Source organism: uncultured Shewanella sp. (assembly GCF_947491715.1).
Classification (GTDB): Bacteria; Pseudomonadota; Gammaproteobacteria; order Enterobacterales; family Shewanellaceae; genus Shewanella.
On record NZ_CANLKR010000068.1, the window covers coordinates 1 to 12,326 of the forward strand.

Annotated in this window: 12 protein-coding genes and 1 pseudogene; 4 read left to right on the forward strand and 9 right to left on the reverse strand. The window is 40.7% G+C overall.

Annotation, left to right across the window (positions count from 1 at the left end; all coding sequences use genetic code 11):
- Nucleotides 1-237: 237 nt before the first annotated feature.
- Nucleotides 238-639: a GFA family protein gene (locus Q0779_RS23155; RefSeq protein WP_298776554.1), complete on the forward strand. Its 402-nt coding sequence runs from the start codon at nt 238-240 to the stop codon at nt 637-639.
- Between the two features lie 865 nt (nt 640-1,504).
- Entirely contained in the window at nt 1,505-2,698 is a 1,194-nt protein-coding gene (locus Q0779_RS23160) for an amino acid aminotransferase (protein ID WP_298776555.1), read from the forward strand.
- A gap of 121 nt (nt 2,699-2,819) precedes the next feature.
- On the opposite strand, the gene efp is transcribed toward Q0779_RS23160, so the two are convergent.
- The 6 genes from efp to Q0779_RS23190 form a co-directional block, all read right to left on the reverse strand.
- Nucleotides 2,820-3,383 carry an elongation factor P gene (efp, locus tag Q0779_RS23165; RefSeq protein ID WP_298776556.1) on the reverse strand — a complete coding sequence of 188 codons (564 nt, stop codon included), beginning with the start codon at nt 3,381-3,383 and terminating at the stop codon, nt 2,820-2,822.
- A gap of 45 nt (nt 3,384-3,428) precedes the next feature.
- Nucleotides 3,429-4,607 carry an elongation factor P maturation arginine rhamnosyltransferase EarP gene (gene earP / locus Q0779_RS23170; protein ID WP_298776558.1) on the reverse strand — a complete coding sequence of 393 codons (1,179 nt, stop codon included), beginning with the start codon at nt 4,605-4,607 and terminating at the stop codon, nt 3,429-3,431.
- Nucleotides 4,608-4,708: 101 nt separating this feature from the next.
- Nucleotides 4,709-5,236, reverse strand: coding sequence for a flavodoxin FldA (fldA, locus tag Q0779_RS23175; protein ID WP_298776559.1), 528 nt, complete (start codon nt 5,234-5,236; stop codon nt 4,709-4,711).
- A gap of 53 nt (nt 5,237-5,289) precedes the next feature.
- Entirely contained in the window at nt 5,290-5,562 is a 273-nt protein-coding gene (gene ybfE, locus Q0779_RS23180; protein ID WP_298776561.1) for a LexA regulated protein, read from the reverse strand.
- A gap of 11 nt (nt 5,563-5,573) precedes the next feature.
- Nucleotides 5,574-5,795 carry a DUF2788 domain-containing protein gene (locus tag Q0779_RS23185; protein WP_298776563.1) on the reverse strand — a complete coding sequence of 74 codons (222 nt, stop codon included), beginning with the start codon at nt 5,793-5,795 and terminating at the stop codon, nt 5,574-5,576.
- Nucleotides 5,796-5,886: 91 nt separating this feature from the next.
- A complete protein-coding gene (locus tag Q0779_RS23190; protein WP_298776565.1) occupies nt 5,887-6,654 on the reverse strand; it encodes an alpha/beta fold hydrolase in 768 nt (255 codons plus the stop codon).
- A gap of 279 nt (nt 6,655-6,933) precedes the next feature.
- Here Q0779_RS23190 and seqA point away from each other — a divergent pair, with 279 nt between their 5' ends.
- A complete protein-coding gene (gene seqA / locus Q0779_RS23195) occupies nt 6,934-7,506 on the forward strand; it encodes a replication initiation negative regulator SeqA (protein WP_298776567.1) in 573 nt (190 codons plus the stop codon).
- A gap of 448 nt (nt 7,507-7,954) precedes the next feature.
- Nucleotides 7,955-9,619, forward strand: a complete 1,665-nt coding sequence (gene pgm / locus Q0779_RS23200) for a phosphoglucomutase (alpha-D-glucose-1,6-bisphosphate-dependent) (RefSeq protein WP_298776570.1) — start codon at nt 7,955-7,957, stop codon at nt 9,617-9,619.
- 111 nt (nt 9,620-9,730) lie between these two features.
- Here pgm and Q0779_RS23205 read toward each other — a convergent pair whose 3' ends face one another.
- The 3 genes and pseudogenes from Q0779_RS23205 to Q0779_RS23215 all read right to left on the reverse strand — a co-directional run.
- Complete coding sequence (locus Q0779_RS23205) at nt 9,731-10,660, reverse strand: hypothetical protein (RefSeq protein ID WP_298776573.1); 930 nt, start codon at nt 10,658-10,660, stop codon at nt 9,731-9,733.
- The gene (locus tag Q0779_RS23210) at nt 10,660-12,048 is read right to left on the reverse strand and encodes a glutamate decarboxylase (RefSeq protein WP_298776575.1); all 1,389 of its coding nucleotides are present in this window, start codon (nt 12,046-12,048) and stop codon (nt 10,660-10,662) included. The genes Q0779_RS23205 and Q0779_RS23210 overlap by 1 nt, the downstream gene beginning before the upstream one ends.
- A gap of 86 nt (nt 12,049-12,134) precedes the next feature.
- Nucleotides 12,135-12,326, reverse strand: a pseudogene (locus tag Q0779_RS23215) (hypothetical protein); the annotation flags it as partial.

Genomic DNA, 12,326 nt, shown 5'->3' on the forward strand with positions numbered 1-12,326 from the left:
CAAAATGGGATGTCGCCGAATTGTCCCGGAGTGACCTTGGCCCCCTCGCAAGTCAAAGTCATGTACATGAAGTGAGGCATTATTGGCGCTCCTAAGCAAGGATATTGTGATCTTCGTTGTTGCTGACGTTGCACGTTAACACAATGAAAAATTTTATATTGGTTTACACTATTTTGATGTATGCTATCACTTTAATTTTGTTTGGAAACAATGGATTTGATTGGGAATAGGAGCGTTATGACAAAAAAATATCAAGGCAGTTGTTTGTGCCAAGCAGTACAATTTGAAGTTGAAGGTGAGTTTGAACACTTTTTCTTGTGTCATTGTCAGTATTGCCAAAAAGATACAGGTTCTGCTCATGCTGCCAATTTATTTTCTTCAACGGCTAAGTTGGTTTGGCATCATGGCCAAGAGCAACTCACTCGATTTCAACTACCTGATACTCGGCATGTGAGAAGTTTTTGCCGAGTTTGCGGCAGTGCCTTACCTACCTTGGAAGGGAAGTTATTAGCCGTGCCTGCAGGTAGTTTGGATATAGCTATTGATGTGAAACCCAATGCGCATTTGTTTGATTCAAGTCGTGCGTCGTGGTGTGAGGAATTGAATCAACTACCCACTTTTGACACTTTTCCTCAATAAAATGAATTCTGGGCAAGAATGTTTGCGTGTCAGCCTTTCATTATTTTTACAAGGTATTAAAATGACTTAACCTGAATTAGGGTTAATCAGCGCCGCTAACGACAGTTATTTTGTCCTATCTGTTTAGGACTTTCTACTAGAAATAGGCTTTGATATCGACATCTAATAAGAAATAAGTTAACAGCAAATAGAACACAATTTAACTGTTGAATTTATCTACGAAGTTCAACAGTCTGAATCAAGATTTAAGTCACCCTTTAAGTCCATACACTTATAGTATGATCAATTGCAAAGTTAAAAGTTATCTGATTTCTTTAAGGTTTAACCATACTCCTTAAGGGAGATCGACTCGTTTCAAGTATTTCGAATGATGCTTTAAAATTAACGAATGAAGATATGACCAACTTAAACCTAATGTTTTCGTCTTCTGTCACTTGCCCAAGAGTGATTGCGGCTCTAGGAAAGGATGAACATCAGAGTTTATCGAACAGTTAAAGTTAACTGGTATGGGAATAAAATGATTGTCGCAAGAAATAGCGAGTTGATGCTGTTGAATAATAAAACCAGTTTTACTGTATCGCAAAATACTGGGGTCATCCAATTATGCCTAAAACACTGGCTTTGATAGCGGTTGACCCCTTAGGTGATCCCCATAATATGATTCATGACGCACACAAAAAAGTAGCCTTTATGTGATTTTGATGTTTTTATTTTGTAAGTGAAAATCAAATTTGATAGTTAAAACAACACTTGTTAATGAATATCATGATTAGGGGACAATCTCTCTTTAAGACACGTTCGGACAATGTTATAACGTGTCTAGAAACTTAGGCCCTTTTTTATTATTCATTTGAGGAACACTGATATGATATTCTCCCTGGTTGAACGCGCTGCTGCCGATCCCATTTTAGGCTTAACCGATGCCTTTAAAGCTGATGAGCGCACGAATAAGGTCAACCTTGGTGTGGGGATCTACAAGGATGGATCAGGTCAGACGCCCATATTGAAATCTGTAAAGGCCGCTGAAGCAAAACTCCTTGCCGAAGAGAGCAGTAAAAGTTATTTAGGCATGGAAGGTGTGCAGGCTTATAATAAGGCAGTACAAGGCTTATTGTTTGGCGACAATCACAATGTTATTGAGCAAAATCGAGTATTTACTGCACAAGCTCCTGGTGGGACTGGCTCTTTACGAGTTGCTGCGGAATTTGTGATGCGTCACACACCTTCACGGACTATTTGGGTGAGCAATCCAACTTGGGCAAACCATCAGAATATTTTTGGTTCTGCCGGACTTGAAGTGAAACAATATCGTTACTATCAAGCCAGCAGCCATGGTTTAGATTTTGAGGCCATGTTAGTGGACTTAGCATCAGCGAGCGAAGGGGATTTAGTATTATTGCATGGCTGTTGCCATAATCCGACAGGCATCGATTTAAACTCTGCACAATGGCAACAAGTAGCTGATCTCTGTTTAGAAAAATCATTGGTGCCTTTATTTGATTTTGCCTATCAAGGCTTTGGCGAAGGCGTGGATGAAGATGCACAAGGATTAAGGGTCGTGGCCAATACGGTACCAGAATTAATGGTTGCGAATTCTTTTTCTAAAAACTTTGGTTTATACAATGAACGGATCGGGGCAATTACCCTTGTTGGTTATGATGAAGTGCAAGCTGCTAACAGCTTTAGTCAGATAAAAAGTACCATTCGCGCACTTTATTCAAACCCACCGGCTCATGGTGGATTAATTGTGAGTACAATCCTTGCTGATAGTGAATTAAAAGCGTTATGGCTATCAGAGCTTAAAGAAATGCGTGAGCGTATTGCTAAAATGCGTACATTGTTTGTTCAATCGTTAAAAGACAGTGGTGTGACTCAAGATTTTAGCTTTATTGCGAAGCAGAATGGCATGTTTAGTTTTTCTGGTTTGAGCAAAACACAAGTGGCACGTTTGAAAGATGAGTTTGGTGTTTATATTGTCGGCTCGGGCCGGATCAGCGTCGCGGGTATGACAACAACCAATATGCCAGTGATTTGTAAAGCCATTGCCGCTGTTTTATAAATGGCATGAGTGAGTGATCAGCATTCATACAATAAAAAACCAGTCATAATAGACTGGTTTTTTATTGTATGTCATAGGCTTGTGCGAGCAGTCATGATAGCTGCTGCATAAACGTTAGCGATTAAACACGCTTTTTGAATTCACCTGTGCGGCTATCAATTTCTATTTTATCACCAGTTTTTACAAAATCAGCCACACTTAACGTGTATTCTGTGCCTAATAATGTCGCAGGTTTCATGACCTTACCTGAGGTATCACCACGGGCTGATGGCTCAGTGTAACCGACTTCGCGAATAATAGTTGTGGGCATCTCAACAGAGATTGCTTTGCCTTCATAAAAGGTGACTTGGCAAATATCTTCCATGCCATCGACGATATAGTGAATAACATCCCCTAAGTTTTCTGCTTCTACGTCATATTGATTGAATTCTTCGTCCATGAATACATACATAGGATCGGCAAAATAAGAATAGGTGCAATCTAAACGGTCGAGTTGAATCGCTTCTAATTTATCATCAGCTTTAAAGACGGTTTCAGTGCCTGAGCCTGATAGTAAGTTTTTCAGTTTCATTTTGACGACAGCAGAACTACGTCCCGATTTGCTGAATTCCGATTTAAGCACAACCATGGGATCGTTTCCGACCATAATGACATTACCGACACGGGTTTCCTGAGCTGTTTTCATTATGTTTAATCCTATATTTACGAATATCTTCTTTAGGCAGAGATATTAGCTTTTTTTAACAAAGTTCACTAGTCTTGTGGCGAGATCGCCTGCATTTAATGCTTGTTCAGGCCACTTTTTAGCATGTTTTTTGAGCGCTTGGTTTTGTTGGACGAATGCTAACCATGCCTCGACACATTCCTGGCTGTGATCTTCATTAAAAGCCAAACAAAGAGCTTGCCAGCATTGAGCCGCTTCAGATCCTAATGAAGCGCAATAATGAGCCATAAAGGCGGTTAACTTATCGATATGGGCATTTTCTTCTTGGGGATAGATATGCCAGATAAACGGTTTTTGTGCCCATTGAGCTCGCAGAAAAGAGTCTTCACCTCTTACAATATTAATATCACAAAACCAGAGTAATTTATCGAATTCTTCTTGAGAGGTCATGGGCAGTACATGCACATGGAGATTACCGGCATGATAGCTATTACCCGTTATAAAATGAGGTTCATGGCTGCTCAGCATCCATTGAAGACTGTCTAAGCTTTTTCCATAAGGTACCAATAAATGCGTGGGTGCTTTGTTTTGCCGCCAGTGCTGACTGAGGGCGGTTAATGCAGGTGTGGCATAGCTGAACACGCTGATGTAAGTGGCATTGGCACTTTTTGTCGCTAAATGCGTAAAACCTAATTGGGTTAACCAATCATGTTGAGCAAGCGTATTATTGAGCCAAGCCGTTTTTTGTTCGAATAAGCGGTGTTCACAGATTAATCCGCCGCTGCTGGCGCTAAAGCCAGGAAAGAAAAAAAAGCGCTGCTGACCATCACTGAGTAAAGAGGGCAGTCCGTGGCAGTCATCAATCCAAGGCTCTGCTGTCAAATAATCAAGATTAATCCAAAGTGGTGGTTTAGGAAGTGTTAGGTGTTTGCTAATGATGTTCTTAGGCAGCTCACAGGCGAATGCTTCAATGAGAACGTGTCCGGGTTGCCAGGTTTGTGTCAATGGCGTTTGCCAATGCTCTATGGTGATCCCTTGATGTTCTTGGCTTGTTAGCTTAGTGTCGAGAGTGGGCAAAATACATTGAAAACTGTCAAGACAATCAACCCAGAGAGTGATTGGGATACCAAAGTCTGCGGACAATTGCTTTGCAAGGCGCCAGGTGACACCAATATCGCCGAAATTGTCGATGACGGTACAAAAAATATCCCAGTGAGGCGATAATGTAGTAGGAGAGCGTGTCATGATATGATATTTCGTCAGGAAAAAGCAGCCAGATAAGGCTTAAAACAACAATGCATTCTATCGAGTGGGTGTACAGAATGCATTGTCGATTTGAGTGAGAATTAATCTTCTAATTCGGCTAAGCACATTTCGTCATAAACTTGCTTAACCCACTGATCAACTCGTTCTTCTGTCAGTTCCGGTTGACGATCTTCGTCGATGCCTAAGCCAACAAAATGTTTGTCATCAGCCATGCCTTTTGACGCTTCAAAATCATAGCTTTCACTTGGCCAGTGGCCAATGACAATGCCGCCACGACTTTCAACAATTTCATTGACCATGCCCATGGCATCCAAGAAATATTCTGCGTAATCTTCTTGATCGCCACAACCAAAGATGGCAATTAATTTGTCTTGGAAATCAATTTGCTCGAGCTCAGGAAAGAAGTCATCCCAATCACATTGTGCTTCACCATAGTACCAAGTTGGGATCCCGAACATTAACAGATCATATTCAGCGATCTGCTCTTTAGTGCTTTTGGCAATATCTTTCACTTCCACCATTTTTTTACCCAGTTTCTTCTGGATCATCTTGGCGATGGCTTCGGTATTACCTGTATCAGATCCGAAAAAAAGACCTACTGTTGCCATTGTTGTTCCTTTCATTTTCAGTGCATGTTTATCAATGCGTCATTCAAGAGGGATTAATCGTTTAAATGCTTAAGCAGTATAGACTCGATTAATTGGCTGCGGCTCATATTACTGGCCATTGCTTGTTCATTCAAGGCATTATATACATCTTGTGAAACCTTTAGTTCAATGCGCTTCAAGCCTTTTTCTTTATCGCGCAATATTTGATTACGCTTATTCATTTTAAGTTGTTGATCTCGCGGCAGTGGATTACTGCGAGGCCGACCACGACGTTTTTCTGTCGCAAATAAGTCTATTGTGGTTCTATCAAAGGTTTCTTTAGCCATTGGATGAGCCTTTAACCAATTCCAGTGGTTTCCCAAGTCATTTGTATGATGCCTTTTGCTATGAAGCCAGAGCACCCAAGAAATAAGACTAACCACACGATATATTGACCAAATTTCGGTACCTTACCTTGCTTAAGGACATCATGTATTGCCATGCCGATAAAGAAAAAAATAGAAGCAAAAAACAAGTTTAACCCAAGTGCTTCAATTTGTTCCATATACTGCATAAGCATGCGACTGCCCCCATAAGGTAAAAAAAGAGCGCGAAATATAGCATATAAACTCCCGCGCTGCTAGGTTGTTTATTGAGACTTGTGAGTTGGATCAGTTCGACTGCCTATCGAGGAAGTCTTTGACCAATCGATTAAAAATAAGCGGTTTTTGTGCATGTAGCCAATGGCCAGCGCCTAAGATGGTTCTGGCTTCAATGGCTGGAAATTGGCGAATAATATCTTGAGTGTATGCTTTTTTGACATAGTCTGACTCTTCCCCACGAATACATAAGCTAGGGCCAGTATATTTTTTATCGTGGTATGGCCAGTCAATGATATCGTTATAGGAACGTTTGAGTTGCCCGACATCCATTTTCCATATGAAATTGTTATTTTGCTTAATTAAACTCTTTAATAAAAATAAAGCGGTATGTTCATCTACTCCATTTTCCATAAGGTGAGTTTGTGCTGCGCGCCTATCTTTTATCTGTTCTAAGGGTACTGATAGTAAGGTATCCAATACGTCTTGTGTATGAGAACTGGCATAAGCAACAGGGGCAATATCGGCAATGACCAGACTGTTAACTCGGGAAGGGTTATCTAATGCCATGGCCATGGCGATTTTTCCGCCCATGGAGTGGCCAACAAGGTGTACATGCTCGATAGATTCATTATCTAATAAAGTAATGACCTTTTGTGCAAGAAGAGGGTAATTCATGGCAATGCCGTGCTCACTTTTACCATGATTGGGGACATCAATACGAATAACACGATAATGGGATTCTAAGCTCTTAGCTAATGCTTTTAGATTATCGAGATCGCCAAATAAGCCATGAATAAGCACCACAACTGGGCCTTGTGAGCTGGAAATAAAATGCATTTTGTTACCTGAAAACCCTATGAAAGCAAAATAAACCCTAATTTTGCCTGTCACTAGGCTTATTGACAAGGTGAAGATCGTCATTGACAATATCGGCTGTTTTTTTGAGCGCTTTTTTACCATTAATTTGCTTGATTGGTGATAATCAGTACAAAATTGATTTATTGATGCTTTATCAAGAGTCTAAACCCCGTTACACTGGAGGCATATTTGATCTGATCATGATAAGCGCGTTTATATTTGATCGCGTCATAATTTAGCTTAAGGAAGATTAAGATAATGAAATATATCGAGATTGATGAAGAACTTTACCGCCATATTGCTGGTAAAACTGAGAGGATCGGTGAGAGTGCTTCTGAGATCCTACGTCGATTACTTGGATTAAGTCTTGATAATACTTCGGTGGCAACACAATCATTGGCACCTAAGACGATCAGTCAACCGAGTAAGGAAAGTGCAGAACCCCTTACTTCTGTTCCACAAGTCATTAAGCCTTCAACTCCCGTTCCTCCAATCGATAATTTTGCTAAGCATATTGATAAGCGTGCATTAGCAGAACAAAAGGGAGCCGTTGGGCGCTTTTTATTCCTGTTAGAAACTTTATATGAATTATCACCTGAGCAATTTGCGCAAGTTCTTCAGGTTCAAGGGCGAGGACGTTTGTATTTTGCAACGTCAAAAGAAGCATTATTAACATCCAGTAAAACGGCTAACCCAAAAGAAATTGGTCAAAGTGGATACTGGGTAACAAGTAATAACAATACTGCTAAAAAGCGTACAATATTAACAGAAGTATTAGAACAATTTAATATTGGTGATGCTGAAATCTTACAAGTGATTGATAGCATTTAGTGCTATTAATTGTGAAACGTTAAGATGCTGAATTCAGCGGGAATAAAGCTTGTTAGGGAAGGTTATTATTGCTCCTGCATAAATGACGTTCCCATCATCCTTGATGATCAGATGTCGAGTGATGCTGAGTTTATCTTCATTAATACAGCATAACAGTCTGTCATTTCTACTAATAGACTAGACGTTAGTTATTGTGGATATATAAAGCCGTTATTTCATTGTTGCTTTGCCTTATTTAAAGGTGAACGGCATCTTTGCTTTTAAAAAGCGAGTCTTGAATTACGCGCTTTTACATCTAATGAAACAAGCATCTTGAGGGATCACTGGTCTATATTCAATGTGATGGAATTTGACACAATACCAGATCGTAAAAATGTGATAAAATGAATTTTTCATATTAAAAACATGGTGTTGGGTTAGTTTATTTTATGGTTTAAAGGAGCGTACTTTGCCAACACATCCTCGTGCAGGAACCCTTGCAACACAAGCAGATTTAATTAATATTCCCAAACTTATTAGTTTATATTATCGCAGTAAACCTAATATTGATGATGTTTCCCAGCGGGTGAGCTTTGGCACTTCGGGCCATAGAGGCACCGCATTCAATGGCAGTTTTAATGAATTGCATATTTTAGCTATAGCTCAAGCTGTGGCGGATTATCGTCAGCAAGCTGGGATTACTGGGCCTTTGTATATTGGTATTGATACTCATGCGCTATCAATGCCTGCGAGCATGAGTGTGATAGAAGTCATGGCGGCTAATCAAATCCGAGTTATTATTCAGCAAAAAGAAGGGTTTACACCAACACCGGTTATTTCTCATGCCATCATTTCACATAATCATGTCGATTTGCACACAGAGAATAGAACGGCTTCAGAGCTGGCTGATGGTTTGATTATTACGCCTTCGCACAATCCACCGCAAGATGGCGGTATTAAATATAATCCCCCCCATGGTGGGCCTGCGGAAGGTGAGATTACGGCGTGGATTGAAGCTCGTGCTAATGCGTATTTGGCCTCACAACTTGAGCAAGTTAAACGTCTGAATTATCCGCTTGCGATGAAAACCGCTTTGGTGACGGAAAACGATCTCGTGACACCTTATGTCAGCGAACTTGGTAGTATCGTTAATATGCAAGCCATAAGTGATGCAAAAGTGAGAATTGGGGTGGATCCGTTAGGGGGCGCGGGCATTGATTACTGGGCACCCATTGCTGAACACTTTAACTTAGATATACAGCTTATTAATGACAGTATCGATCCCAGTTTCCGTTTTATGCCTTTAGATAAAGATGGCAAAATTCGAATGGATTGTTCTTCATCTTTTGCCATGGCGGGTTTGTTGAAGCATCAAGATGAATTTGATTTGTGTGTGGGTAATGATGCAGATTATGATCGTCACGGCATTGTGTGTCCTGGTACTGGACTGATGAACCCGAATCATTTTTTAGCAGTAGCGATTGATTATTTATTGTCTCACCGGCCAAATTGGAGCAAAGATTTATCCATCGGTAAGACCTTAGTGTCCAGTGCAATGATTGATAAAGTATGCGCTAAGCATCATAGATCAGTTAAAGAAGTCCCTGTTGGCTTTAAATGGTTTGTTGAAGGCTTGGCTAATGCAAGCTTAGCCTTTGGTGGTGAAGAGAGCGCAGGGGCCGCTTTTTTAAGACGTGATGGCTCGACTTGGTGTACCGATAAAGACGGTTTTATTTTAGCTTTATTGGCGGCTGAAATTTTGGCTGTAACAGGAAAAAACCCTCAAGCGCATTACGATGCATTGGAAGCAGAATTTGGCCAAAGTTATTATCAGCGTGTAGACAGCCCTATTTCATTAAAGAAGAAAGCGAAGTTTGCTAACCTAACACCTGAAACATTGAATGTGACAACATTGGCAGGTGAGGTGATCACAGAGGTATTAACCCATGCGCCAGGTAATCAAGCTGCAATAGGAGGAATTAAAGTGCTGACCCCCAATGCCTGGTTTGCTGCAAGACCGTCAGGCACAGAAGCATTATTTAAAATTTATGCTGAGAGTTTTGTCAGTCAAGCGCATCTTGAACAAGTGTTGAGTGAAGCCAGTACCTTAATTAATAATGCATTAAAAGCTTGATGGTCCTTTTTTCACTATAAGAAGCATCAAATAACGAGTACGGATTTTTGTTAATGCCATTGGGTTATTCTCAATGGCGTTATTTTTATGGACTTAGTCATTTTGATTTAACTATAGAGAATGTTGCGGTATTTGTATCGACTCTCGGCATAGCAGAACAGCAGCGCTGAAAAAACACATACCACCTAAACAAGTCAGTAAAATACTGAATGTTAGCATATCGGGTGATAATGCATTAGCGGCTGAAGAGGATGAAAAAGCGGATCCGAGAAAGAACAAGCAACCTAAATGGTTAATAGCAGCCATTTTTTGCTCTAGGCGTTTGGGGGACCATAGCCAAAATTGATGGCTTGTTTCGTAGAGAGCCAAACTGCCTGATAATTGAAAACATAATGAGCCTAACAGGTTAGGTAGCCAAATGAACAGTGATAGTTCCAGATCCGTGAAGGGAAAATAACCATTGAAAGTATTGACATTAAAGAGGAGTGTGCCGATAAACTGACTGAAAGTGACCCAAAAATCCAGGCGATGAGGTTGCCAAGCAAGCCACTGCTTTTTTTGGGCGTGTTGTTTGCCATGAATCGACTCCCCTGAATTTATTGATTGGAAATATTGCAAGTAAGCAGCAAGGGTAAAAAACACAGAGCCAATGAAATAGAGACTGGTGAGTGAATGTGGCGAGAAGTTGGATATTAAGGTGAGAATACTGGCTAATATGAAGTGACTTGCGCCAATAATAAAAGACAGTCCAATTAAGAAGTTGAGTAAATTGAAATCAGATCCAAATTGGGCGTTTGAATGCGCGCGAGATTTGAGGTTAGCGATTAAATATCGAGTAAATCCAGTAAAGGTTAATGAGGGTTCGATATGGGCATGATAGTCCATACCCAAACCTTTTCTGTGATGTCGCGAGTTCCAATGATGAACCTGTCCTAAATGGGTGTGAAATACGAGATCAGTGACAAGCCATCCCATAGCATGGCGATAGGCGAGTTGCCAATGTTTAGGATAGTGTGGAAACTCGCGTTTTGTTTTTGCCATTAGCCGTGTTTAAACCCACCAGCTTCAGCTTCAGTGAGTGATTTGTTGACAGGGTGTTTACTTAAGTGAGCTAAGGCGTCCTTATAATCCTTGATAAGTAATTCTGCTAAATCTTGACTAAAGCCTCTTTTGACTAAGATCCGCTGGATCACGAGATCTTGACGGTTTTTTGGCATAGCGTAAGCAGGAACCAGCCAACCCTTTGTCCTGAGTCTGTCGGCTAAATCGAATAAATTAAAATCATGGGGGCTATCGTTGAGTTTCCAGCTGAGTGCGGGTATGCCGTCACTGCCATCGTAGATAATATCAAAATGACCCAATTGACTGATCTCTTTTGCAAGGTAGATGGCAATTTTTTGGCAATGTTGGTGTATTTGAGTATAACCTTCACGTCCTAGACGGATGAAATTATAATACTGTGCGATCACTTGGCCACTGGGTCTGGAAAAGTTAAGGGCGAAGTCTGGCATGTCACCCCCTAGATAATTGACATGGAAAACGAGATCAGGATGTAAGTCCTCTTGCTCGTGCCAGATAATCCAACCGACACCTAATGGAGATAACCCAAATTTATGCCCCGAGGCATTAATAGAGCGGACTCTAGGTTGCCTAAAATCCCATTGTAAATCTGTATGTAAAAAGGGAGCGACAAAGCCGCCACTGGCGGCATCAACATGGACAGGAATATCTAAACCGTTTTGTTTTTCAAGCTCATCTAATGCATGACATATACTCTCGACGGGTTCATATTGTCCTGTAAAGGTGACGCCCAATGTTGGTACTACGCCAATGGTATTTTCATCGCAGCGTTTGATCACTTCATCACTATTCATGATATAGCGATCGTCTTCCATGGGAATTTCTCTCAGCTCTACTCCCCAGTAACGAGCAAATTTATGCCAACAAACTTGTACTGGACCCGTAATAAGATTGGGGCATTGAGCCTCTTTTCCTTGTTTTTTCTGTCTGTCTCGCCATTTCCACAGCAAAGCCATTCCTCCTAACATCGCGGCTTCACTTGAGCCTGTGGTGGATGTGCCAATACTCTGTTTGGCTTGGGGGGCATTCCAGAGATCGGCAAGAATATGCACACAACGGCGTTCTATTTCGGCGGTTTGTGGGTATTCATCTTTGTCGACCATATTCTTGTCGATAGCTAATGCCATGAGCTCTATAATTTCAGGTTCAAACCAAGTTTGACAGAAAGTGGCTAAATTTTGTCTGGAATTGCCATCCAGTAACAATTCATCATGGATCAGTTGCTTGATGACATCGCCTCTATGGGTAGTATTAGGCATGGTATATTTAGGTAAACTTTTTAAGGCATCTTCTGATGCGAATATGCTTTCATCAATGGCGTTCATACCCGTAGTTTTAACATGTAACATAATGGTTCCTTGTTCGTTTTTTATCTTATTTTCATTTTTAGAGTATAGTGCGCAACGTTTACAATAGGGGATAAAAATTTATGACTTTACAGTGTGTCATTACGTGTTAAAAAATAATGATTATTCATGATAAGGTATGCCATCAAATGCTGTTGCAGGGTAACGGTTTTAACAAAAAACTTGGATATATACCCAAACCATTTGAAGATGCAGGATTCAGCTGGAATTAAAACGCGTTTAGGCAAGGTCATTAATTGCTCCTGCATAAATGACATTTC